Source organism: Streptomyces griseorubiginosus (genome assembly GCF_036345115.1).
In the GTDB taxonomy this organism is placed as follows: domain Bacteria; phylum Actinomycetota; class Actinomycetes; order Streptomycetales; family Streptomycetaceae; genus Streptomyces; species Streptomyces griseorubiginosus_C.
Map to the genome: position 1 here is coordinate 465,332 of NZ_CP107766.1, position 21,716 is coordinate 487,047.

Consider the following 21,716-nt stretch of genomic DNA (forward strand, 5'->3'; position numbering starts at 1 on the left):
GCATGGACGCCGCCGCGCACAGCACCGCCCTGGGCGCTCCCGTCGAACGCCGGGAAGGCCGGGAGAAGGTCACCGGGACCGCCCGCTACGCAGCCGAACAGCCCCGTCCCGGCCGGGCGCACGCCTGGCCCGTACCCGCCTCGATCGCCCGCGGCCGGGTCACCGGAATCGACGCCACGGCCGCTCTGGACCTGCCCGGCGTCCTGGCGGTGCTCACCCACGAGAACGCACCGCGGCTCTCCGAGCCGGACGATCCCACGCTCGCCGTCCTGCGCGACTCCCGTGTCCCGCACCGGGGTTGGTTCGTCGCCCTGGTGGTCGGCGAGACGCTGGAGGCCGCCCGCGCGGGTGCCGCCGCCGTCCGGGTCGACTACGCCGTGGAGGACCACGACGTCACGCTCACCGGCGATCACCCGGCCGCGTACGCCCCCGAGGAGGCCAACGCCGGGTACCCGGGAACCCGTGAACGCGGCGACCCCGAGGGCGCGTTCGCCGCCGCCGACGTCCGCGTCGACGTCGGGTACCGGGTGCCGCCGCTGCACAACCACCCCATGGAACCGCACGCGACGACGGCCGAGTGGCACGACGGCCGGCTCACCGTGCACACCTCCACCCAGGGCTCCACGGTCGTACGGGGCGTCCTGGCCGGCCTGTTCGGCGTCCCGGAGGACCAGGTCACCGTGGTCGCCGAGCACGTGGGCGGCGGTTTCGGCTCCAAGGGCACGCCCCGCCCGGACGTGGTGCTCGCCGCCCTGGCCGCCCGCCACACCGGCCGGCCGGTCACCCTGGCACTCCCCCGCCGCTTCCTGCCCGCCGTCGTCGGACACCGGGCCCCGACCCTGCACCGGCTGCGCCTCGGCGCCCACCCCGACGGACGGCTCGTGTCCCTGATCCACGAGGTCACCACCCACACCTCGCACGTCAAGGAGTTCGTAGAACAGGCCGCGGTGCCCGCACGCGTGATGTACGCCGCCCCCGACTCCCGTACGGCACACCGCGTGGCGCCGCTCGACGTGCCCACCCCGTCCTGGATGCGGGCCCCCGGCGAGGCGCCCGGCATGTACGCCCTGGAGTCGGCCATCGACGAACTGGCCAGCGAACTCGGCATGGATCCGGTGGAGTTGAGGATCGTCAACGAACCGGACACCGAGCCCGACAGCGGCAAGCCCTTCAGCAGCAGGCACCTGGTGGAGTGTCTGCGCGAGGGCGCCCGGCGCTTCGGCTGGGCCGCACGCGATCCACGCCCGGGCCCCCGCGCCGAGGGACCACTGCTGGTGGGATCAGGAGTCGCCGCCGCCGTCTATCCCGTCATGGCCCAACCGTCCACGGCCGCGGTGCGGGCACGGCCCGACGGGAGCTTCCTCGTCCGGATCAACGCCACCGACATCGGCACCGGCGCCCGGACCGTGCTGGCGCAGGTGGCCGCGGACGCCCTCCGGGTGCCCGTCGCCCGGGTGCGGACCGAGGTGGGCAGCAGCGATCTGCCCGCCGCGTCGCTGGCCGGGGGCTCGTCGGGCACGGCGTCCTGGGGCTGGGCGGTGCACGAGGCGTGCGCCCGGCTCGCGGAACGCCTCGCCGAAGGACCCCTGCCGGCGGAGGGCGTCGAGGCCCGTGCCGACACCGCGGGCCGCGCCGACGCCGACAGCGCCTACGCCCGGCACGCCTTCGGCGCGCACTTCGCGGAGGTCACCGTCGACACGGTCACCGGCGAGACCCGGGTCCGCCGGCTGCTGGGGGTGTACGCCGCCGGGCACATCCTCAACTCCCGTACCGCGCGCTCCCAGTTCGTCGGCGGGATGACCATGGGGCTCGGCATGGCGCTCACCGAGGGCAGCACGATGGACGCCGCGTTCGGCGACTTCACCGAGTCGGACCTGGCTTCGTACCACGTGCCCACGCACGCCGACGTGCCCGACATCGAGGCGCACTGGATCGACGAGGACGACCCCCACCTCAACCCCATGGGCAGCAAGGGCATCGGCGAGATCGGCATCGTGGGGACGGCCGCCGCGATCGGCAACGCCGTCTTCCACGCCACCGGCGTCCGCTTCCGCGAACTGCCCCTCACCCCGGACCGCGTGCTCAACGGCGTCCGGGAGAGGGGCAGTTCCTAGCGCCGGCAGTTTTCACGACGGGCCGGAACCCCAGGACGCTCGGCTACGGCGCCAGCGGAGCGTCCGCCGTCTCCCGGACCGGGCGCTCCGCCGACCGTCGCTCCGGCAGAGCCCGCTCCGGCCGGCCCGGCACCGTCAGCTGCACCACGAGCGCGGTCAGCGCGGCCAGGGACGCGCACACCGCCGCCGTACCGGCGAGCCACGCCGGGGCGAGCGGGAGCTCCAGGGCCCGGGACAGGCCCGCCGGACGGAGATGGCCGTCGAGGAGCTGGCCCGCGGCCACGCCGGCCGGCAGGACCACCGCCAGGGCGAGGAGCGGGACCATGGGCCGGATCGCCAGCAGCAGAGCCAGTACGGCGCACAGCGCCGAGACGCCGACGGCGAAGCCGTACACCCGCAGCGACGCCCCGTCCCGGTGCGCCGGGAAGCAGAGCACACCGCACACCAGCAGGAAGAGGGCGGCGAGGCGGCCGGGCCAGGCCGGGGTGCGTGCGGCCCGCCGGGGGGTGGGGGGATGCGGCGGAGGCGCCGGGAACCCCTCCGGGCCCGGCATCGAGTACTCCTCGTGGGCCGGGTGCGGCTCGGACGGTTCGTACGACGGCTGCGCGGGCCTCTCCTGTGCCAGCCGGCCGATCAGCTCGACGAGCTCCTCGACGGGCCGTCCGGTCGCGGCCGCCCGCACCGCCTCCTGACCGCAGTGGGGTTGCAGCTCGGAGCGGTTGAGCAGGGCCACCAGGCGGGTCACGTCCTCCACGGGACGGGACTCGGCGGCGGCCCGGATCGCCTCGTCGGCGCTGTCCGGGTCGCGGGGCGGCCGGGTGAGCAGGGCGACGAGCCGGGTGACGTCGTCCACGGACCGGTCCACGCCGACGGCACGGAGGGCCGCGGCCGTGGCCTGCGCGTACTGGGGCGACTGTTCCAGCAGGGTGATGAGGTGGACGACGTCCTCCAGGGGACGGTCGGCCACGGCGGCACGCACCAGGTCGCCGACGGTGTCGCCGTACGCCGTCTCGATCGGTATGGCGGGTTCGTTCGGGTGGGCTGCTGACGGGCCGGTGGTCATGCTTCTGCTCCAGACACAGGGTGCGGTCGCTGCTACGCGCCCCCGTCGTGCGACCGCGACATTGAGGTCTCCCATTCGTAAGCGGGTCCACGACGGCGTGCCACTCGGATGAGCCACGGGTGTGAGTGCCGCCCTCGGTGCGCCTAGGGCGGCCGGAAGCGGGAATCCGTCAGTCAGCGCGCCGTCGGGCGCCCGAGGAGGAGGTCGACCCGTGGATACGACCACAGCACTGATCGTCGTCGTCGCGGTGCTCGCGGCGCTGGCGCTGGCGGTGGCCGTGGGACTGCTGGTACGGCTCGTCAGAACCCGGCGCGGGCTGCGCCGGGCGGGACTTCCCACCGGGCCCCGCTGGGTCTTCTGGGGTGCGCTGCTGTACTTCGTGCTGCCCACCGATCTGGTGCCGGACCCGGTGTATCTCGACGACATCGGTGTCCTGCTGCTCGCCCTGCGCACCCTGCGCGGTTCCCCGGCCGACCGGGCCGCCCTGCGGCTGGGTGAGGGGGACCGGGAGGCCTCGCGCCGACCGTGATTACGCAGTGTAACGAAACCAATCACTCGTTCGATTCGTATAAGTCTCTGGGGACCGAAGAAAGTCGGTGACCCGGCGGCGTCGTGGGGAGACGGCCGTCCGCTAGAGGCAGTACCGGCGAGGGAGAGACGATGCAACCGTTCGCGCTCAACTATGCACGTCCGGCAGCGGCGTTGGAGGCGACCACTCCGTACGTCTACGACTCCGGACGGCAGTTGAACGTGCTCATGGACGGCCGGGTCGCGGCCCGCGACCACGCCCTGATGCGAGAGCTGGGGACCACCACCTCGACGGCGGGCTCCAAGACCCACTTCGACGACTGAACACAGGTCGACGACTGATGACCGTGTTGATTCTGACCTGCGAAGAGGACGTGACGGCCGACATGGTCGTGGTGCACCTCAACGCCACGGGGGTTCCGGTGGTCCGGCTCGATCCGGCCGATCTCACCGACGGGGTCGCGCTGTCCGGCGAGTACGTGCACGGCCGCTTCCGCGGCCATCTGTCGGCCGGGGGACGCCTGGTGGGCATCTCCGGGCTGCGTTCGATCTGGGTCCGCCGTCCGGGTACGCCCGCGGCGCGGGCCGCCGTGCCCTCGGAGTGGCTGACCGAGGAGTCCGCGCAGGCGCTGTACGGCATGCTGCGGGGCAGTGACGCCCGCTGGATGAACCATCCCGACGCGGCCGCCCGGGCCCGGCACAAGCCCTGGCAGCTACGGCTCGCCCAGCGCTGCGGGCTGCCCGTGCCGGCCACGATCGTGACGACGTTCCCGCAGGCCGCCCGGGAGTTCGCCGAACGCTATCCGGATCTGGTGGTCAAGCCGGTCTCCGGCGCGCATCCGCAGGATCCGCCGCGGGCGGTGCCGACCAGCCGGGTCGACCCGGACACCGACTTCGCGGCCGTCGCGTTCGGTCCCACCCTGCTCCAGCGGCGGGTGGCCAAGCGGGCCGACATACGGCTGACCGTCGTGGGAGAGACGATGCTGGCCGCCCGGAAGGCCACCGGGCCGGACGACGAGGTGGACGTCCGTTTCGCCCCGCCCACCTCCACCTGGCAGCCCGTCGACGTCCCGCCCCGGGTGGCCACGGCCGTCCGGGAGTATCTCCGGGCGGCCGAACTGGCCTACGGCGCCTTCGACTTCGCCGAGGACGGGGACGGGACCTGGTGGTTCCTGGAGTGCAACCAGTCGGGGCAGTTCGGCTTCGTCGAGGTGGAGACCGGTCAGCCCATCGCGCACAGCATCGCGGCATGGCTGGCCCGGCCGGGTCCGGAGCAGCGCTCCTCGGCCAACGGGGCCAACTCGGCGGTGTCCTGAGGCCGGGTCAGTACGGCCGCGGGGCGGCGGGCGGGAGGGCGGGCACCCAGCCCTGACCGGGCGAGGCGGGACGCTCGGGGGCGGGCGGGGGCATGAGGGACTGGTACGGCCGCATGACGTACTCCAGTTCCCTGCGTACGCGCTCGGCCTCCCTGCGGGTCAGAGCGGGGACGTCGCCGCGCTCGGCGACGAGTCGGTCGTAGATGGGGGAATCCTGGAACACCCGTCAACGCGCCTTTCGTTTCGCGGCCCACGTGCGCGGGCCGACTGTCGAGTCTAGGCGCCCCCACGCACCGGAGTGCGAATTCCGGTGTCGGGCTTGACGGCCCGACGGCGCTCATGCCCCGGTGGTGGACCCCGGCCGGACGATCATCAGGACGGTCACGGTCGCCCACAGCAGGTTGAAGACCCCGGTGAACATGGCGAGTTGGACGGTACCGCGGCGCTCGACGCTGCCCTGTCCGGTGAGTTCCTCCAGGAGTTCGCCCTGCCGGGGCAGGACGAAGGCGACGAGGACACCGGCGGCCGCCGCGGTCAGGGCCATGGACGTGGTCAGCCACGCGTCGCCGAGGACGCCCATCGCGGCTCCGGTGGCGACACCCAGGACGGGGACGGCGAGGCCGACACCGGCGTAGGCCCGGCAGATGCGGTGCAGCAGCCGGAGAGTGCCGGCCCCGGTCTCCTCCTCGTGGGCCCGGCGGGCCGCGGGCGGGAACATGCTGGCCGCGACGGTCACCGGCCCGACGGCGACGATGGCCGCGAGGACGTGCAGGGTCAGCAGGAACTTGGTCATGGGGCGGGGTGTCCTTCTCCGGTGCGGTCGGCGTGCCCGCCCACCCTAGGAAGCCGCCAGACGATCACCCCAGCGGCAGAAACGACAGCTTCCGACGGGTTCCCGCCAACTCCGCTGACAGCGCCTTCCCCCAGGCACCCGGGCGTACGGCTCTGGCGGGAATCCGCCTATCGTGGCCGTCATGCATTCCGTGGCGGTCCTGGCTCTCGACGACGTGGTGCCCTTCGACATGGCGGCTCCCATGCAGGTGTTCGACTGGACGCACCTGCCCGACGGCCGCCCCGGCTACCGGGTCCGGCTGTGCGCCGAGTCGGAAGAGGTCCGCGCGGACGGGGGGTTCGCCCTGCGGGTCGAGCACGGGCTCGACGCCCTCACGGAGGCGGACACGATCATCGTGCCGGGCCGCTCCCCCGTGGCGGGACCGCCGTCCCCGCGCGTCCTGGCCGCGCTGCGGGACGCGGCGGCGGCCGGGACCCGGATCGCGTCCGTGTGCGTGGGCGCGTTCGTACTGGCCGAGGCCGGACTCCTGGACGGACTGCGCGCCACCACCCACTGGGTGGCCGCCGACGACCTCGCACGGCGTTTCCCCGCCGTCGAGGTCCAGCCCGACGTGCTGTACGTGGACAACGGTCAGATCCTCACCTCGGCCGGCGCGGCCGCCGCCCTCGACATGTGTCTGCACATGATCCGCCGGGACCTGGGCTCTGCCGTGGCCGCGCACGCCGCCCGGATGTCGGTCATGCCGCTGGAACGGGAGGGCGGACAGGCCCAGTTCATCGTGTACGACCATCCGCCGGTGCCCCGCGGTTCGACGCTGGAGCCGGTGCTGGAGTGGGTGGAGGACAATCTGGCCCACGAGATCACCCTGGGGGCGATGGCGGCACGGTCGGGGATGAGCGAGCGCACCTTCAGCCGCCGCTTCCGCGAGCAGACGGGCAGCACACCCCTGCAATGGTTGCTGCGGGCCCGGGTGCGGCGCGCCCAGTACCTGCTGGAGAACACCTCGCACCCGGTCGAACGGGTCGCGCGGCAGGCGGGGTTCGGCTCTCCCACGGCGTTCCGGGAACGGTTCCGCCGGGTGGTCGGCACCACTCCGCAGGCGTACCGGGCGGCCTTCCACGCGAAGGACGCGGTCCCGGCGGCGGCGGGTTCGTGACCGCCCGCCGGGTCCGGCGTCGTGGGCCTGTGTCCTCGCGGAGGCCCCTGTCCTCGCGGGTCAGACGGCCAGTGGCAGGCCGCTCTCCCCTTCGGGATCCGTACGTCCCACGGCCGGCAGCAGGGCGTCCGCCCTGGCGACCGCCTCACCGACGTCGGTGGTGCCCATCATCACGCACAGTGTGTAGCTGACGTCGGCCAGCTCACGGGCCGTCGCCGGCCTCTCCCGCTCCGCCTGCGCGATCCTCAGTGACGCGTAGCGGGTCAGCAGCGTTCTGACGGCCTTCGGGTCCGGCACGAGCACGTAGTGCCCCTCTCTCGATTTTTCGCTGCGTATGCCCCGTGTGTCCCGGCCCAATCCCATCCGCCGCCGCCCGGCACGCAATTGGCGCAATACCGTGCGACCGCACCCGCTTCCCCGAGGGGTCGCAAACCGTTGGACAAGGGGCATCCCTCGCACCATGAACGGTATACGCACATGAACCGCTCCGCAGGACTCCTCAGTGCCCTCTACCTCGCCACGACCACCGGACTCGTCTGGGCCGCGGCGCTGGCTCTGCGCGACGGGCCGCCCTGGGTCGCGTGTCTGTTCGCGGCGGCGAGCCTGGTGCCGGTGATCGCCGTCGTGCGGGAGTGCGTGATCTGCGACCAGCGGCGGGCGCTGGCCGATATGCGAAGGCGTGCGGCCACCTCCGGCGGACCTGGTGCTGGGGTCGCCGACGAGATCGTCCGTGCCGAGCTCGACACCGCGTGCTGCGAGCGCTGGTGGACGAGCTGCGGCACCGACCACGACTCGACGTGCCCGCGCCGGGTGCCCCGCAGCAGCGCCGCGTGACACCCGGCGGGGTGCCGGCGCCTCAGGCGAGCTGACCGGCGTGCAGCGCGGTGTAGGCGCCGCCGCGGCGCAGGAGTTCCTCGTGGGTTCCGGTCTCCAGGATCCGCCCCTCGCCCAGGACGACGATCCGGTCGGCGCCGCGCACGGTCGACAGCCGGTGGGCCACGACGAAGGTCGTACGGCCGTGCAGCAGCCGGGCGAGCGCCTGCTGGACGAGCGCCTCGGAGCGGGTGTCCAGGGCGGAGGTCGCCTCGTCGAGGACCAGGACCCGGGGGTCGCGGATCAGGGCCCGGGCGATGGCCAGGCGCTGGCGCTGCCCGCCGGACAGCCGGGCGCCGCGCTCACCGACCAGGGTGTCGAGGCCCCGCGGCAGCCGGTCGACGAACTCCAGCGCGTTGGCGTCGCGCAGGGCGGCCCGTACGGTCTCCTCGTCGGCGTCGTCCATGCCGTAGGCCACGTTCTCCCGGACGGTGCCGTCGAACAGGATGGACTCCTGCGGGACGACGGACAGGAAACGCCGGTAGGTGCGCAGGTCGAGGGTGTTCATGTCGGTGCCGTCGAGCAGCAGCCGGCCCTCGGTGGGCCGGATGAAGCCGATGACGAGGTTGAGGACGGTGGACTTGCCCGCGCCGGACGCACCGACCAGGGCGACGGTCTCGCCGGGGGTGACGGAGAGGGTGAAGTCGCGTACTGCGGGCCGTCCGTTGTCGTACGCGTGTCCCACGCCCTGGAACTCGACGGCCCCGCGCACCGATGCGACCTGGGCCTTGCCCTCGTTGTCCTCCAGTTCGGGCGCCTGGAGCAGTTCGCCGACGGAACGGACGGATTCCAGGCCCTTGGTGATGACGGGGGCGAGGCCCGCCAGCGTGGTCGTGGAGTTGGTGAGGGTGGTCAGGAAGGCGCTGAGCATGACGACGTCGCCGGCGGTGACGCCCCAGACGCCGTAGTACGACACGAGGGCCGCCGCGGTCAGGACGAGCACGCCGACCACGTTGAGGACGACCCAGGCCAGCGAGCCGAAGCGGCCGTTGACCAGGTCGAGGCGGTTCCCGGAGGTGAGCAGGCGGCGCAGGGTGCCGTCCATGCGGCGCAGCGCCTTGTTCTCCAGGCCGTGGGCGCGGGTGACCGGGATGAGGCGGGTCATCTCGGTGACCCGGGAGGAGAGGGTCTCGACCTCGTGCCGGAAGTGCTCGTTGTGGGTGCGCAGCCGGGCCCTGAGCCGGGCGACCACGAGGGCGGCGGCGGGCACCACGACGAGGAAGACGGGCACGAACTCCGGTGTCCGTACGGCGATGATGACCAGTCCGCCGATCAGCACGGTGGTGGCGCCGAGGCCGGTCTCGGCGGTCTGCTGGACCATCTGCTCGACGGTCTCGACGTCCCGCACCACCTTGGCCTGGAGCACTCCGGCGCTGACGCGTGAGTGGTAGCCGATGGACAGCTGCTGCATACGGGTGCACAGGGCGGAGCGCAGGCCGGTTCCCATGCGGCGGACGCTGCCGTACAGGAGGCGGACGTAGAGGACGTGCAGGGGGTAGTTGATCAGCAGGATGAACAGGATGACGCCGACGCTGGTCCAGAGCCGGGAGACCGGCTGGTGCTGCACGACGGTGTCGATGATGGACGCGGTGATCAGCGGCAGCAGCCAGATCGGGCTGTGCTTGACGGTGAACACCGCGACGGCCGCGGCCAGTCGGCGGCGGTCGGCGCGGAACAGGTAGGCGAGTGTGCGTATCGGGTGTTCGCCCCGATAGCGGTGGTCGAGCGGTTTCTCCAGCGACGATGCCATCGTCGGCGGTCCTCCCCGGTTGCCGATGTGAGGGCAAGCGCTTTCTCCCCCTCGTCGACCAGGGATACACCAGCCGGCGGAGCGGCCTCCTACTCGTCCAGAGTGCGGGCGAGTTCCGTGGTCGCGTGGGCGATCTCGGTGTCGTCGTCGGCCATCAGGCTGCTGAGGGCCCCGCTCCTGGCCCGCACGGCCTGGCGGGCCTGGCGCTCCCAGACCACCGGGTTCTCGCGGTGGTTGAGCAGCTTGGGATAGACAGCCGCGGTGCTCTCCCACTGGCGGGCCCCGGCGATGCTCCTGAGCAGCTGGATGATCTCGGCCCGGCAGGTCACCTGGGGCAGTTGGGCGAGCTCCCAGAGGAAGGGGACGGTGGCGGCGGTGGCCTGCTCGACGACGAAGCCGTACTGGCAGATGCGCCGGCGCAGCTCGCCGAGTGCGGCGCCGGCGGTGTCGGCGTCGCCCCAGGCGACGCTGTTGAGGAGGAGCGGGATGGCCGCCGCATTGCCGGTGGAGTCCTGGATCTCGCCCCAGGGGACCCGGCTCAGCGCCGAGAGGGGCGTGGTGCGCGCCACCCCGGCGGAGGGAGCGGGGCTGCTGGTGCGCTCGTGGCTCGGCTGGTCCGGAGCGGTGCGCATGGCATGAGACCTTTCCGCGGCGGTCATGTCAGGGAGGAGGGGTGGTCGACAGCTTGGCCCAGACGGTCTTGCCGGCCGGTGGCCGCGAGGTCCAGCCCCACTCCTCCGCCAGGGCGTCGACGATGTACAGCCCCCGGCCGTGCTCCCGCAGGGAGCAGTCGTCGGTGGGGGTGTACGCGGGTGGTTCGTCCCCGGGGTCGGAGACGGTGACCAGCAGATGGGAGGGGCCCAGGGACAGCCCCAGCCACACCTCGGCCGCACCGTCCGCGGGCCGCAGCACCGCGTGGGCCACGGCGTTGGCCGCGAGTTCGGTGATGACGAGGGTGGCGTCGTCGCTGCGGTGGCCGATCGACCAGCCGCCGAGGGTCTCGCGGGTGAAGGCGCGGGCCCGGGCGAACCCCTCCCCGCTGCACGCGACGAGCAGCGCGGCGGAGACCAGCGGTCCGCCCGAGGGCGGGCGCCGGGCACCGACGGGGTCCGGGCGCCGCGGGGGCTCACCGGCCGTGCCCGCATCACCCGCCTCCGGCACAGCCTCGATCGGCGGCCGGAGCACATGTTTCGCAGGTGATGACACGGCATCTCCCTGATGCGACGTCAAGACGGGGCGCAACCGCAGGGGTTGACGCCGGAGCTATTATCCACGCTGAAGGCGCCCGCGTGCAATTGCACGAGAAATTGCGCGAAGGACGGGTGGGGCCACGGAGGTTGTGGATGTGCGCCCCCTCCCGCCCGAAGGGCCGGGCGGCAGCGCCCGGCGAGGAACGTGAACAGCAAGGAGACAGCAGTGCCACCAGTGCAGAACGGAGTGCGGGCGAGCTCGCTCGACGCCCGCTGGGTCAAGAGCCGCCACAGCAACGCCGAGGGCAACTGCGTCGAAGTGGCCTCACTGGTCGACGGTGGTGTCGCGGTGCGCAACTCCCGCTATCCGGACGGCCCCGCGCTGGTCTACACCCCGGCCGAGGTAGCGGCGTTCGTGGCCGGCGCGAAGGACGGTGAGTTCGACCACCTGCTGTGAGGTGCGGGCGGGGGCGGAGTGACAGCCGTTTCAACTCCCGTACGGCGACCGGCTTCTACGGAATGATGCGGTACGGCCACGCTGCGTGCGATAGTGTGAGTCGTCTCTGTGCCGGTTTACTGGGAGTCAGGATGTCTGCCGCGTCCCACCGCATCTCCCGCCTGGAACCGTACCTGGACCGGTCCGAACCGGCTCCTACGCTGCTGAAGATGCTGGTCGGCGTCCAGTTGGCGGGTTTCCGCGAGGATGCCGGGCTCGCCCAGGACCAGGCGGCGCGGGCCCTCGGATTCAGCCCCGCCAAGCTGTCCCGCATCGAGTCGGGCAAGGGCCGCAGGCCCCCGTCCGAGAGCGACGTCCGCGCCCTCCTGGAGCTGTACGGCACCGAGGACTACGAGTCCTCGGTGCTCCTCAAGCTGCTCCAGCGGGCCGGTGAGCCGGGCTGGTGGCAGCGCTACGACAAGCGGCTGATGCCGGAGTGGTTCGACCGGCTGGTGGGGCTCCAGGAGGCGGCCGCGGCCATTCGTACCTTCGAGATCCAGTACGTCCCCGGACTGCTCCAGACTCCCGACTACACCCGTGCGGTGGTGGAGCGGGGCCTGCCGACCGCGCCCGCGAGCGAGGTGAACCGGCGCGTCGAACTGCGCACCCGGCGCGCGCAGTTGCTGCTGCGCCCGGACGCCCCGCAGCTGTGGGCGGTGATCGACGAGTCCGTGCTGCTGCGGGTGCTGGGCAGCCGGGAGGTCATGCGGGAGCAGCTCGCGCACCTCGTCGCGATGGCCCAGCGGCCCAATGTGACCTTGCAGATCATCCCGTTGGACGTGACGAACGCCTCCGCCCCGGCCATCCCGATCACGTATCTGCGCTTCGGTGGCCTCGATCTGCCGGACGTCGTCTATCTGGAGCACATCAAGAGCGCCAACTTCCTGGAGGACCGGGACGAGACGGAGGAGTACCGCCTCGCCCTGGACCGCCTGGCGGACGACGCGCTCGAACCCCGGGACTCACTGGAGCGGTTGCGCGAGACGATGGAACAGCGCTACGGCGGCTGACGCGTTCGCGCGTCGCCTCCCGGGGCCCGGTCACGTCGGCGTCGGCACGGCAACGCCCCTGGCACCGGACCCGCTCGGTCGCGCCAGGGGCGTCGGGGTGCGAGTGGGGGTCAGGGCAGTCGGCCGACTCCGCCGAACTCGATCCACTCGTGGGTGAGCTGACGGGGGGCCACCTCGGAGTCGGGGCGCCAGGTGGAGACCTCCACGAGGCCGGGCTCGAGGATCTCCAGGCCGTCGAACCACTCGGCGACGTCCTTCTCCTCACGCACCCGGCCCCAGTGCCCCTGGGTCGCCTTGTCCATGAAGTCGGTGACGAAGGCGCGGACTTCGGGGTCCTCGCTGACCAGCTGGCACATCACCATGAAGCTGCCCGGCGCGAGCCGCTCGCGCACCCGGGCGGCCAGGGCGGCAGGCCCGTCGGTGTCGCTGTCGGGGATGCAGTGCATGACCGAGTTGAACAGCACGGCCACCGGCTGCGAGAAGTCGATCAGCCGCCGGGTGTCCTCGTGCGCGAAGATCGCCTCGGTCTCCCGCATGTCCGCGTGGATGACGGCGGTGCGATCGTCCTGCTCCAGCAGCGCCCGGCCGTGCACCAGGACCATCGGGTCGTTGTCGACGTAGACGACGTGCGAGGTGGGGTCGATGCGCTGGGCGACCTGGTGGACGTTGTCCTGCGTGGGCAGGCCGGAGCCGTGGTCGAGGAACTGCCGGATGCCGTGCTCCTGCGTGAGGGTCCGCACCACCCGCTGGAGGAAGCGCCGGTTGTTCACGGCGAGCCTGCGGGTGCTGGGGACGACCTTGTCGAGTTCCTCGCAGGCGGCGCGGTCGGCCGCGTAGTTGTCCTTGCCGCCCAGATAGTGGTCGTACATACGCGCGGCCGTGGGCACGGAGGCGTCGATCGAGGTGGACAGCTTCTTACCGGTGCTCATCTTTCCCCCAGCTATTGCCGCCAACTGGCCTGGCAGGGCAGGGAGTCCATCCTAGAGACACCACGATCGCCGGTGCCAGTCCGCACACGGTCAAAGACCACGGACGAGCGACGTGGCGGACCGGGGGACGGCACCGGCGGGATGCCCTGCGGGCCGGATTCAGGCGGCGTCGAGTTCCGCGAGTTCGTCGGCGCTCAGTTCGAGGTCGGTGGCGGCGAGCGAGTCGCGGATGGTCTCGGGGCGGCTCGAGCCCGGGATCGGCACGACGACCGGCGACTTGGCGAGCATCCAGGCCAGGCAGACCCGCTGCGGGCTCACCCCGTACTTCTCGGCGATCCGCGCGAACGGGGCGTGCGACGAGCCGAGTTCACCGGCGCGGGAGATGCCGCCGAGGGGGCTCCAGGGCAGGAAGGCGATGCCGAGCTCGTCGCACAGGCGCAGTTCCGGCTCACTGGAGCGGAAGGCCGGGGAGAACTGGTTCTGCACGGAGACCAGCCGGCCGCCGAGGACCTCGTTGGCCAGCCGGATCCGTTCCGGGTTCGCGTTGGAGACGCCCGCCATGAGGATCTTGCCCTCGTCGAGGAGGTCGCGCACGGCGCCGACCGACTCCTCGTACGGGACCCGGGGGTCGGGGCGGTGGAACTGGTACAGCCCGATCGCCTCCACCCCGAGCCTGGTCAGGGACGCCTCGCAGGCCTCCTTGAGGTGCCGGGGGCTGCCGTCGAGGGTCCAGCTGCCGTCGCCGGGGCGCAGGTGGCCGCCCTTCGTGGCGACGAGGACGTCAGCGCCCCGTTCGTGGGAGGCGAGCGCCTTGGCTATCAGGGTCTCGTTGTGTCCGACCTCGTCGGCGTCGCGGTGGTAGGCGTCGGCGGTGTCGATGAGGGTCACGCCCGCGTCGAGCGCGGCGTGGACGGTGGCGATGGAGCGTTCCTCGTCCGGCCGCCCCTCGATGGACATGGGCATCGCGCCCAGGCCGATCGAGCTGACGTCGACATCACCGATGCGGCGGGTGTGCATGGCCTTGGACCTCTTTCGGCTGTCAAACGGAACCGAGCACCTTCCAGAGTGGCCGCCTCCCGGGCCGAGGGTCCAATAGAAGAACGAGAACGGATTCAGCGACCGGATCGCTGAATCGCGGTGGTTGCGCGACGGCCGCCCGCGTGTGACACCCTCACCTCGACCACCCGGTTCCGCCGGGGCCGGTCGTCGTGAGATTCGGCAGTGGCGAGAGAGGCGGCGGCATGCGTATCGGACTGCTCGGAACCGGTCCCTGGGCCCGGATGGCCCACGCCCCCGCGCTCAGCGCACACCCGGAGCTGGACTTCGCCGGGGTGTGGGGCCGTCGTCCGGACGCCGCCAAGGAGTTGGCCGACGAGCACGGCACGCGCGGGTACGACGACGTCGACGCGCTGCTCGCCGACGTGGACGCCGTCGCGGTGGCCCTGCCGCCGGGCGTGCAGGCGGAGCTCGCGGCGCGGGCCGCGCGGGCGGGGTGCCATCTGCTGCTGGACAAGCCCCTGGCCACGACGGTCGAGCAGGGGCGGGCGGTGGTCGAGGCCGTCCGGGCGGCCCAGGTCGCCTCGGTGGTGTTCTTCACCTCCCGTTTCCTGGCCGAGACCGAGGCGTGGATCGGTGAACAGGCGGGTGTGGAGGGCTGGTTCACCGGGCGGGCGGAGTGGCTCGGGTCGGTGTTCACCAGCGAGAGCCCCTTCGCGGACTCGCCGTGGCGGCGGGAGAAGGGCGCGCTGTGGGACGTGGGTCCGCACGCCCTGTCGGTGCTGCTGCCGGTCCTGGGCGAGGTCCGTGAGGTGGCGGCGGCCGCGCACGGTCCCGGTGACACCGTCCACCTGGTGCTGCGGCACAGCGGCGGCGCGTCGAGCACGCTGACGCTGAGCCTCACGGCGCCGCCGGCGGCCGCGGGAGTGGGCGTGGAGCTGCGCGGGGCGGGTGGGGTGGCCCGGCTCCCGGAATCGTCCGAGGGCGTCGGACCGGCCATGGCCCGGGCGGCCGACGCCCTGCTCACCGCCGCCCGCACCGGGCAACCCCACCCGTGCGACGCCGCGTTCGGCCTGCGCGTCACGGAGATCCTCACGGAGGCGGAGGCACTGCTGGAACGCTGAGGCCTGTCCGTCGACGCCGGGTGGGGTCGCTGGTGCTGTCTTGTCCCGTGCCGCCCTCGGCGGCACCATGATGGGCATGACCACGCCGGACGTGCCGCCCTCGGGCTCCAGCTGGGTGCAGGCCGACAGGGCCGCCGCTCTCTGGACGGTCAGACGCAAGTACGTGCCCCAGGTGGCCTCCGCCCACGGGGTGGCGACCCAGGAGCGGAAGGGCTACGGGACCCTCGGCGTGAACACCTGCACGGTGTACTCCCATGCCGAGGTCCAGCGGGTGGCGGCGGCCCTCGAGTCCGGCGAGGTGGTCCTCGACCCGTCCTGGCGGGCGGACACCGAGGAGGGAGTCAAGGGCGCCCGACGCGACGCGCTGACCACCTGCGGCTGCCTGGTGCTGATGCTCGCGGCGGTCATCGCCATCGCCGTGCTGTCGAGCTGAGCCGGGACACGGCACACTTGACGGGCCACGCAGGGCGAGTGAGCGGCTCGTCGCGCCACGCCGGGTGGGGAATACAGGTCAACGACCCCGTACGGGCTGGAAGTTCAGCCGTTCCCGTACGACGGGGTAACCCGCCTTGGTGAAGTTGGCGGCCATCGGGAAGTTCCCCTGGTCCGTCGCGGCGGAGACGAACTCGGCGCCCCGCTCGACCAGGTGGTGGGTGCACTCGGCGAGGAGGTCGTAGGCGTAGCCGTGCCCTCGGTGTTCCGGCACGACGCCGATGAAGCCGACGCACGGCCCGGAGGGGTTGTGGGCCGGGATGTGGATGCCGGCCGTGTCGCCCTCGGGGGTGTACGCGATCTGCCACCACTCCCGGGGCGAGGGGCACCAGTGGAAGAAGTCGAGTTCCTCCTGGGCGGCCCGGTCGAGTCCGCCCTCTTCGATGGCCTTGAGGGCGTGCGCGTCGAGGGTGGCGGAGTGGATGCGGCGCAGCAGGTCGAGGAAGACGGCGTCGTCCGGTTCGGGACGGAACTCCAGGCGGCCCGGCCGCTCGGGCAGTCCGCACTCCGGTGTCCACCGGTACAGGAATCGCTCGACCACGAGCTCGTATCCCGCCTTCTGTACGGCGGTGAGGCGGGTGTCGGCGGCGGCGCGCAGGACCGGGTCCTCGCGCCAGCCCGCCGGCAGGTTCATCTCCAGTTCGACCTGCCAGGGCGCGGTGCGCAGGAGTTCGGCGCCGGCCTCCTCCTCCCCTTCGGCCACGTCGAACCAGTTGACGTTGAGGGGCGCGGTGTCGTCGGGGCCGCCCCACCAGGCGGCGCGCGCCACGACCTCGCCGTCGCGCAGGGCGACCCGCTTCCAGTCGGGGCGGTGCCGGGTGAGCCGGTGGGACTCGCGGACGCCGAGCGGGTCGGGCAGGGCGTCGAACAGGTGGGCGTCGCGCTCGTCGAGCGCGCGGATGACCAGATCGGTCATGGGTGGATTCCTCCGGGATGCGTACTGAGTGAGGCGCTCCCGGTCAGACGAGGCACGCCGGGACGACGGAGAGGGAGCGCTGGACGGTCGTGAACTGCATGGCACTCGCCTCCTTCCGCTGGTCTCGAGGCGTGGCGGCTCACGCTACGGGATCTCCGGGACGCCGTCCACCGGCATTCGCGGCCAACTCCGTTACACAGGGAGCGACTTAACCGGCCCTTAAAGCCGGATTAAACGCTGTCCGACCTCTGGGCCGCCCTGCCGGTGGTCCGTACCATCGGGCCTCACCCCCCACCTGAGAGCGCTCTCACGAAGCTGAGGAGATCCCCCACATGACACCTCGTCACCGACGCGGTCCCGCTCGCCGCAAGGTCCTCTTTGCCCTCGGCGGTGCCATGGCGGCCGCGCCCGCCGTCGCCGCCCTGGCCCCCCACGCCCTCGCCGACAGCAACCGCGCCGAGGCGGCCGGAGCGCTTCCGCTGACCGTCGTCAACAACACCGGCGCCTTCGACAACGCCAACGTCCACGTCTACATCGTGGGCAACGTGGACGGCCGGCAGGTCCGTGTCACCCCGGACGGCGCCCTCGCTCCGGTCGCGCTCGCGGACAACGGCGCCGACGGCTTCACCGACTACGCGATCAGCCTGTCCGGCAGCGGCGAGACCCGCCTGTCCCTCCCCTACCTGTCCGGCCGGATCTACGTCTCCCTGGGCGCGAAGCTGAAGTTCAAGGTCGTCACGGACGGCAACGGCGCCCCGGCCCTCCAGTACCCGGCGGGCTGGGTCGCCTCGGACCCCAACTACCCGGTGCTGCACGACTGCGCCGAGTTCACCCACAACGCGGCGGGCATGTTCTGCAACACCACCATGGTGGACATGTTCAGCGTGCCGCTGAGCATCCGGCTGACCGGCGCACAGGACCAGACGACCGGCACCCTGCGGGCCTCCGGGCGGGCCGGCGCCTTCGCCGCCCTGCGCCAGGTCGAGGAGTTCTCACGGCTGGTCGTGGACGACACACGGGTCATAGCGCCCGGCCACGGTCTGGACGCCGGCCTGTTCCCGGCGGACTACTTCGCCCCGTACATCGACGAGGTCTGGAGCACGTACACCGGCAGGGACCTGACCGTCACGACGAACGCGGGGACCTTCACCGGCCGGGTGCGCGGCGGGCAGCTCGTGTTCACCGGGCCCGCGCAGGTCTCCTTCGCCCGTCCCTCGACCCGGGACGTGCTGTTCTGCCACGGCGCGCTCGCCGCTCCCAACGACGGCACCACGGGACCGGTCGCCGCCGTGCTCGGCGCCGGTTTCAACCGTACGACGCTGGTCGGCGCCGCCGCCCAGCCGACCACCGACCCCGCGTCCTTCTACCGGACCGCGCTCACGAACCACTACGCCAAGGCCATGCACGCGGCCACACAGGACGGCAAGGCGTACGGCTTCGCCTTCGACGACGTGGCCGACTTCGCCTCCTACGTCCAGGACACGGCACCGACCGGGATACGGCTGACGCTGACGCCGTTCTAGCGGGTCCGGGGACCGGCTCGGGGTGCGGCGCCCGGCGCGTCGTAGCAGCGTAGTGGTGTGAGCGGAGTGCACGGCCGGCCGTCGCGCCGCGACCGGGACGGGCGGACCTGGCTGCGGGGCGGCGCGCCGCCGCCCGGCTGGGTGCGGGTGCTGCCCGCCGCGCTGCTGGCCGGGGTGTGCCTGGCGACCCTCGTGAGCCCGGATCCGCTGGACGTCGGGTTCCTGCTGGGCGCCATCCCGCCGCTGGCCGTGCTGTCGTACGGCCCGGCGGCGACCGCGGTGCTCGGTGCGTCCGTCCTGGCCGTGCTGAACATTCCGGCGTTCCGGCTGAACGATCCGGGCTCCGAGGACGCCCTGACCGTGGGCTTCGTGGCCGCTCTCAGCGTGGTCGTGTCGTACGTGCGCAGCCGGCGTGACGCCCAGCTGGTGACCGAGCGGGCGGTCGCCGAGGCCGCGCAGCGGGCCGTGGTGCCGCCGCTGCCGGCGCGGGTGGGAAGCGTGCGGTGTGCGGGTCTGTACCGGGCCGCGCAGCAAGGGACGCTGGTCGGCGGTGACTTCTTCGACGTCCGGGAGGGGCCCTGCGGGGTGCGGGTGGTGATGGGCGACGTACAGGGGCACGGGCTGTCCGCCGTCGCGACCGTCGCCTCGCTGCTGGGGGCCTTCCGGGAGGCGGTGCTCGACCGGCCGGACCCCGAGTCGGTGGCGGCACGCCTGGACCGCAGGCTGATGGTGGACTCCGCGGCCGTACGGCACTCGGAGCTGTTCGCCACCGCGGTGGTGCTGGAGTTCGGCGGCGGCGCGGAGGCGGTGCGGATCGTGGCGTGCGGTCAGCCCGGCCCCGTGCTGCTGCGTGACGGGCTGGCCGTGGAGCTCGACGCCCCGGTGGGCACCCCGCTCGGCCTGGGTCTGTCCGACGGGGCGTACCCGGCCGGGCTCACGGTCCCGCTGCGGCCCGGCGACCGCCTCTTCCTGGCCTCGGACGGCGTCTGGGAGGCACGCAACTCCGCCGGGGCCTTCTACCCCCTGCTCGACCGGCTCGTCGAGTTCTCGGCCGACGGCCCGGCCGGCCCGGTCGCGCTGCCGGTCCTCGCCGAGCGGGTGTGGAGCGACCTGGTGCGCTACGCCCCCGAACTCGAGGACGACGTCACGATGCTCGTTCTCGCGCCCGGCGCTCCGGAGTCCCGCTGACCGCGTCGTCCGACTCGTGCTCCCCCTCGGCGTCGATGTGCGGGAGGATCCGGTCGAGCCACCGGGGTGTCCACCAGGCGTGCCGGCCCAGCAGGGTCATGACGGCCGGGACCATCAGCAGCCGTACGACGGTCGCGTCGATCAGCACGCTCACCGCGAGGCCCAGTCCGAGCATCTTGACCACGATGTTGTCGCTGACGATGAACGCGGCGAAGACGCTCACCATGATCAGCGCGGCGCAGGTGATGACCCGGGCGGTGATCTCCAGTGCGTGGGCGACGGAGGCCTTGGCGTCCCCGCTGCGCAGCCAGGCCTCGTGGACCCGGGACAGCAGGAAGATCTCGTAGTCCATGCTCAGTCCGAAGATGATCGCGAACATCATCATCGGCACATAGCTCTCGATCGGCACCTTCCCGGAGACGCCGAGCGCGGGGCCGCCCCAGCCCCACTGGAACACGGCGACGACGACGCCGTAGGAGGCGGCGATGGACAGGACGTTGAGGACGGCCGCCTTCACGGCGACGAGCAGGCCGCGGAACACCGCGAGGATGATCAGGAAGGCCAGCGCGACGACCACGCCGATGATCAGGGGCAGCCGGCCGGCGACGATGTCCCGGAAGTCGACCTGGGCGGCGGTGGTGCCGGTGACGTACCCCTTGGCGTCGGTGCCAGAGACCGCTGCGGGCAGGGTGGTGTCGACCAGGCGGTTGGTGAGGTCGGTGGTGGTGGCGCTCTGCGGGGACTGCTCGGAGTAGACGGTGGCGAGCAGGACGTCACCGTCCTGGGTGGGGTTCAGCTGGGTGACCGTGGCGGCTCCGGCCACGGCGTTCAGGGTCTTCTGCGCCTGGGTGGACAGGTCCGAGCGCTGGGAGGACGGTACGGAGGTCTGGTCGATGACCACGGTCAGCGGACCGTTGGAACCGGGCCCGAAGGCGTCGGTCATCAGGTCGTAGGCCCGCCGGTCGGTGAAGGAGGTCGGATCGGCTCCGTCGCCGATATGGCCCAGCTGGATGGAGAACACCGGGATGGCGAGGATCACGACGGTGGTCACACCCGCGGCCAGGTAGCGCCAGGGCCGCCGCTCGACCCGTTGGGCGTAGCGGTGCCAGGTCCCGTGCGGCGTCTCGCCCTCGGGGGCGTCGGTCTCGGCGACCGGGCGGCGCACCCGGTAGCGGTCGATGCGGGTGCCGATCAGGCCCAGCAGGGCCGGGACCAGCGTCAGGGCGCCCAGGACCGCGGAGACGACGGTCACCGCGGCGGCGAGTCCGAGTTTCCCGATGAACGCCACCCCGGACGCGGACAGCCCGGCCAGGGCGATGATCACCGTGCAGCCGGAGACGAGTACGGCCCGTCCGCTGGTGGCGGTGGCCCGGCCCGCCGCGCGCACCGGGTCCCTGCCGTCCATGAGGCCCTGCCGGTGCCGGGTGATCTGGAACAGCGCGTAGTCGATGCCGACGCCCAGTCCGATCATGGTGGCCAGGGTGGGCGAGACGGTCGCGAAGGTGAACGCCGCGGCGAGCAGGCCGAGGCAGGCGAGTCCGCCGATCACGCTGATCAACGCGGTCAGCAGGGGGATGCCGGCGGCGATCACACTGCCGAAGCCGATGAGCAGGACGACGATCGCGACGGCGAAGCCGATCAGCTCGCTCACCCGGTCGTCGGCGTTCGGCCGGGCGAGTTCGCCGAGCGGTCCGCCGTACTCGACGTCGGCCCCCGCGGACCGCAGCGGCTGTACGGCGTTGTCGACCCCGGTCAGGTAGCTGTCGCCGAGGGTGGAGGGCTGGACGTCGAAGCGGACGGTGATGTAGCCCGTCTTCCCGTCCGAGGAGACCGGCCCGACCTTGGAGGCGGGCACGGAGAGCGGGTTCTGGGCCGACAGGACGTGCGGCAGTTTCTGCAGGTCGCTGACGGTCGTGGACATCTGCGAGCTGAGCGAGCTGATCGCCTTGTCACCGTCGTGCAGGACGATCTGGCTGCTGTAGCCGCCGGCCGCCGGGTCGTGCTTCTTCAGGACGTCGAGGCCCTCCTGCGACTGGACGCCCGGCAGCGAGAAGTTGTCGGAGTAGTCCCCGCCGAAGGAACGGTTGAGGGCCTGGAGGGCGACGAGGGCCACGAGCCAGGCGATCAGGACGATCACGAAGTGCCTGGCGCACCACTCGCCCAGTCTGCGCAGTGCCCCTTTCGATGCCTGGGGCTGCTTCCTCGTGCTGTCGCGGCTGGTGGTGGACATGGCGTCGTCTTCCCTGCCGTCCCCGAGTG

Annotated in this window: 23 protein-coding genes; 12 read left to right on the forward strand and 11 right to left on the reverse strand. The window is 72.4% G+C overall.

What is annotated here, in order from left to right; genetic code table 11:
• Positions 1-2: 2 nt before the first annotated feature.
• Positions 3-2,114, forward strand: a complete 2,112-nt coding sequence (locus OHN19_RS02185) for a xanthine dehydrogenase family protein molybdopterin-binding subunit (protein WP_330262442.1) — start codon at positions 3-5, stop codon at positions 2,112-2,114.
• A gap of 43 nt (positions 2,115-2,157) precedes the next feature.
• Here the strand turns inward: OHN19_RS02185 and OHN19_RS02190 are convergent, their stop codons facing one another.
• Positions 2,158-3,177 (reverse strand): hypothetical protein, encoded by a 1,020-nt coding sequence (locus OHN19_RS02190; protein ID WP_330262443.1) that lies wholly within the window; start codon positions 3,175-3,177, stop codon positions 2,158-2,160.
• Positions 3,178-3,388: 211 nt separating this feature from the next.
• On the opposite strand from OHN19_RS02190, the gene OHN19_RS02195 reads away from it, so the two are divergent.
• The 3 genes from OHN19_RS02195 (at position 3,389) to tgmB (ending at position 5,021) form a co-directional block, all read left to right on the forward strand.
• The gene (locus OHN19_RS02195; protein WP_330262444.1) at positions 3,389-3,706 is read left to right on the forward strand and encodes a YkvA family protein; all 318 of its coding nucleotides are present in this window, start codon (positions 3,389-3,391) and stop codon (positions 3,704-3,706) included.
• Between the two features lie 131 nt (positions 3,707-3,837).
• Positions 3,838-4,029, forward strand: coding sequence for a putative ATP-grasp-modified RiPP (gene tgmA, locus OHN19_RS02200; RefSeq protein ID WP_020134687.1), 192 nt, complete (start codon positions 3,838-3,840; stop codon positions 4,027-4,029).
• Between the two features lie 17 nt (positions 4,030-4,046).
• Positions 4,047-5,021, forward strand: a complete 975-nt coding sequence (gene tgmB / locus OHN19_RS02205; protein ID WP_330262445.1) for an ATP-grasp ribosomal peptide maturase — start codon at positions 4,047-4,049, stop codon at positions 5,019-5,021.
• A 7-nt stretch (positions 5,022-5,028) separates the two neighbouring features.
• Here tgmB and OHN19_RS02210 read toward each other — a convergent pair whose 3' ends face one another.
• Positions 5,029-5,244 carry a hypothetical protein gene (locus OHN19_RS02210; protein ID WP_330262446.1) on the reverse strand — a complete coding sequence of 72 codons (216 nt, stop codon included), beginning with the start codon at positions 5,242-5,244 and terminating at the stop codon, positions 5,029-5,031.
• Positions 5,245-5,358: 114 nt separating this feature from the next.
• Positions 5,359-5,814, reverse strand: coding sequence for a hypothetical protein (locus OHN19_RS02215; RefSeq protein WP_330262447.1), 456 nt, complete (start codon positions 5,812-5,814; stop codon positions 5,359-5,361).
• Between the two features lie 181 nt (positions 5,815-5,995).
• Between OHN19_RS02215 and OHN19_RS02220 the strand changes: the two genes are divergently transcribed.
• Entirely contained in the window at positions 5,996-6,970 is a 975-nt protein-coding gene (locus OHN19_RS02220; RefSeq protein WP_330262448.1) for a GlxA family transcriptional regulator, read from the forward strand.
• Between the two features lie 60 nt (positions 6,971-7,030).
• Here the strand turns inward: OHN19_RS02220 and OHN19_RS02225 are convergent, their stop codons facing one another.
• On the reverse strand, positions 7,031-7,273 hold the full coding sequence (locus tag OHN19_RS02225; RefSeq protein ID WP_330262449.1) for a DUF5133 domain-containing protein: 243 nt from the start codon (positions 7,271-7,273) through the stop codon (positions 7,031-7,033).
• 174 nt (positions 7,274-7,447) lie between these two features.
• Here OHN19_RS02225 and OHN19_RS02230 point away from each other — a divergent pair, with 174 nt between their 5' ends.
• The gene (locus tag OHN19_RS02230; RefSeq protein WP_330262450.1) at positions 7,448-7,804 is read left to right on the forward strand and encodes a hypothetical protein; all 357 of its coding nucleotides are present in this window, start codon (positions 7,448-7,450) and stop codon (positions 7,802-7,804) included.
• A gap of 22 nt (positions 7,805-7,826) precedes the next feature.
• Here the strand turns inward: OHN19_RS02230 and OHN19_RS02235 are convergent, their stop codons facing one another.
• The 3 genes from OHN19_RS02235 to OHN19_RS02245 form a co-directional block, all read right to left on the reverse strand.
• Positions 7,827-9,593 (reverse strand): ABC transporter ATP-binding protein, encoded by a 1,767-nt coding sequence (locus OHN19_RS02235; RefSeq protein ID WP_330262451.1) that lies wholly within the window; start codon positions 9,591-9,593, stop codon positions 7,827-7,829.
• A gap of 89 nt (positions 9,594-9,682) precedes the next feature.
• A complete protein-coding gene (locus OHN19_RS02240) occupies positions 9,683-10,225 on the reverse strand; it encodes a hypothetical protein (protein WP_330262452.1) in 543 nt (180 codons plus the stop codon).
• A gap of 28 nt (positions 10,226-10,253) precedes the next feature.
• A complete protein-coding gene (locus tag OHN19_RS02245) occupies positions 10,254-10,799 on the reverse strand; it encodes an ATP-binding protein (protein WP_330262453.1) in 546 nt (181 codons plus the stop codon).
• A gap of 210 nt (positions 10,800-11,009) precedes the next feature.
• Here OHN19_RS02245 and OHN19_RS02250 point away from each other — a divergent pair, with 210 nt between their 5' ends.
• Together OHN19_RS02250 and OHN19_RS02255 are read left to right on the forward strand one after the other, a co-directional pair.
• Complete coding sequence (locus tag OHN19_RS02250; protein ID WP_123765701.1) at positions 11,010-11,240, forward strand: DUF397 domain-containing protein; 231 nt, start codon at positions 11,010-11,012, stop codon at positions 11,238-11,240.
• Positions 11,241-11,371: 131 nt separating this feature from the next.
• Complete coding sequence (locus tag OHN19_RS02255) at positions 11,372-12,289, forward strand: helix-turn-helix transcriptional regulator (protein WP_330262454.1); 918 nt, start codon at positions 11,372-11,374, stop codon at positions 12,287-12,289.
• 110 nt (positions 12,290-12,399) lie between these two features.
• Here the strand turns inward: OHN19_RS02255 and OHN19_RS02260 are convergent, their stop codons facing one another.
• Positions 12,400-13,218, reverse strand: a complete 819-nt coding sequence (locus OHN19_RS02260) for an SAM-dependent methyltransferase (RefSeq protein ID WP_330262455.1) — start codon at positions 13,216-13,218, stop codon at positions 12,400-12,402.
• Between the two features lie 159 nt (positions 13,219-13,377).
• The gene (locus OHN19_RS02265) at positions 13,378-14,235 is read right to left on the reverse strand and encodes an aldo/keto reductase (RefSeq protein WP_330262456.1); all 858 of its coding nucleotides are present in this window, start codon (positions 14,233-14,235) and stop codon (positions 13,378-13,380) included.
• A 224-nt stretch (positions 14,236-14,459) separates the two neighbouring features.
• Between OHN19_RS02265 and OHN19_RS02270 the strand changes: the two genes are divergently transcribed.
• Together OHN19_RS02270 and OHN19_RS02275 are read left to right on the forward strand one after the other, a co-directional pair.
• Positions 14,460-15,338: a Gfo/Idh/MocA family oxidoreductase gene (locus OHN19_RS02270; RefSeq protein ID WP_330262457.1), complete on the forward strand. Its 879-nt coding sequence runs from the start codon at positions 14,460-14,462 to the stop codon at positions 15,336-15,338.
• Positions 15,339-15,414: 76 nt separating this feature from the next.
• Positions 15,415-15,771, forward strand: a complete 357-nt coding sequence (locus OHN19_RS02275; RefSeq protein ID WP_330262458.1) for a hypothetical protein — start codon at positions 15,415-15,417, stop codon at positions 15,769-15,771.
• Positions 15,772-15,849: 78 nt separating this feature from the next.
• Here the strand turns inward: OHN19_RS02275 and OHN19_RS02280 are convergent, their stop codons facing one another.
• Entirely contained in the window at positions 15,850-16,746 is an 897-nt protein-coding gene (locus tag OHN19_RS02280) for a GNAT family N-acetyltransferase (protein ID WP_330262459.1), read from the reverse strand.
• A 332-nt stretch (positions 16,747-17,078) separates the two neighbouring features.
• Between OHN19_RS02280 and OHN19_RS02285 the strand changes: the two genes are divergently transcribed.
• Both OHN19_RS02285 and OHN19_RS02290 read left to right on the forward strand, forming a co-directional pair.
• Positions 17,079-18,269, forward strand: coding sequence for a glycoside hydrolase family 64 protein (locus tag OHN19_RS02285; RefSeq protein WP_330262460.1), 1,191 nt, complete (start codon positions 17,079-17,081; stop codon positions 18,267-18,269).
• Between the two features lie 57 nt (positions 18,270-18,326).
• Positions 18,327-19,457, forward strand: coding sequence for a PP2C family protein-serine/threonine phosphatase (locus tag OHN19_RS02290; protein ID WP_391192448.1), 1,131 nt, complete (start codon positions 18,327-18,329; stop codon positions 19,455-19,457).
• Here OHN19_RS02290 and OHN19_RS02295 read toward each other — a convergent pair.
• A complete protein-coding gene (locus OHN19_RS02295) occupies positions 19,414-21,687 on the reverse strand; it encodes an MMPL family transporter (RefSeq protein WP_330262461.1) in 2,274 nt (757 codons plus the stop codon). The genes OHN19_RS02290 and OHN19_RS02295 overlap by 44 nt on opposite strands.
• Positions 21,688-21,716 lie beyond the last annotated feature (29 nt).

Coding starts and splice junctions, on each gene's coding strand:
- OHN19_RS02235 (WP_330262451.1), bottom strand. CDS start 9,593: ATGGCATCGTCGCTGGAGAAACCGCTCGACCACCGCTATCGGGGCGAA.
- OHN19_RS02185 (WP_330262442.1), top strand. CDS start 3: ATGGACGCCGCCGCGCACAGCACCGCCCTGGGCGCTCCCGTCGAACGC.
- OHN19_RS02190 (WP_330262443.1), bottom strand. CDS start 3,177: ATGACCACCGGCCCGTCAGCAGCCCACCCGAACGAACCCGCCATACCG.
- OHN19_RS02215 (WP_330262447.1), bottom strand. CDS start 5,814: ATGACCAAGTTCCTGCTGACCCTGCACGTCCTCGCGGCCATCGTCGCC.
- OHN19_RS02220 (WP_330262448.1), top strand. CDS start 5,996: ATGCATTCCGTGGCGGTCCTGGCTCTCGACGACGTGGTGCCCTTCGAC.
- OHN19_RS02230 (WP_330262450.1), top strand. CDS start 7,448: ATGAACCGCTCCGCAGGACTCCTCAGTGCCCTCTACCTCGCCACGACC.
- OHN19_RS02240 (WP_330262452.1), bottom strand. CDS start 10,225: ATGCGCACCGCTCCGGACCAGCCGAGCCACGAGCGCACCAGCAGCCCC.
- OHN19_RS02280 (WP_330262459.1), bottom strand. CDS start 16,746: ATGACCGATCTGGTCATCCGCGCGCTCGACGAGCGCGACGCCCACCTG.
- OHN19_RS02270 (WP_330262457.1), top strand. CDS start 14,460: ATGCGTATCGGACTGCTCGGAACCGGTCCCTGGGCCCGGATGGCCCAC.
- OHN19_RS02295 (WP_330262461.1), bottom strand. CDS start 21,687: ATGTCCACCACCAGCCGCGACAGCACGAGGAAGCAGCCCCAGGCATCG.
- tgmB (WP_330262445.1), top strand. CDS start 4,047: ATGACCGTGTTGATTCTGACCTGCGAAGAGGACGTGACGGCCGACATG.
- OHN19_RS02260 (WP_330262455.1), bottom strand. CDS start 13,218: ATGAGCACCGGTAAGAAGCTGTCCACCTCGATCGACGCCTCCGTGCCC.
- OHN19_RS02275 (WP_330262458.1), top strand. CDS start 15,415: ATGACCACGCCGGACGTGCCGCCCTCGGGCTCCAGCTGGGTGCAGGCC.
- OHN19_RS02285 (WP_330262460.1), top strand. CDS start 17,079: ATGACACCTCGTCACCGACGCGGTCCCGCTCGCCGCAAGGTCCTCTTT.
- OHN19_RS02265 (WP_330262456.1), bottom strand. CDS start 14,235: ATGCACACCCGCCGCATCGGTGATGTCGACGTCAGCTCGATCGGCCTG.
- tgmA (WP_020134687.1), top strand. CDS start 3,838: ATGCAACCGTTCGCGCTCAACTATGCACGTCCGGCAGCGGCGTTGGAG.
- OHN19_RS02255 (WP_330262454.1), top strand. CDS start 11,372: ATGTCTGCCGCGTCCCACCGCATCTCCCGCCTGGAACCGTACCTGGAC.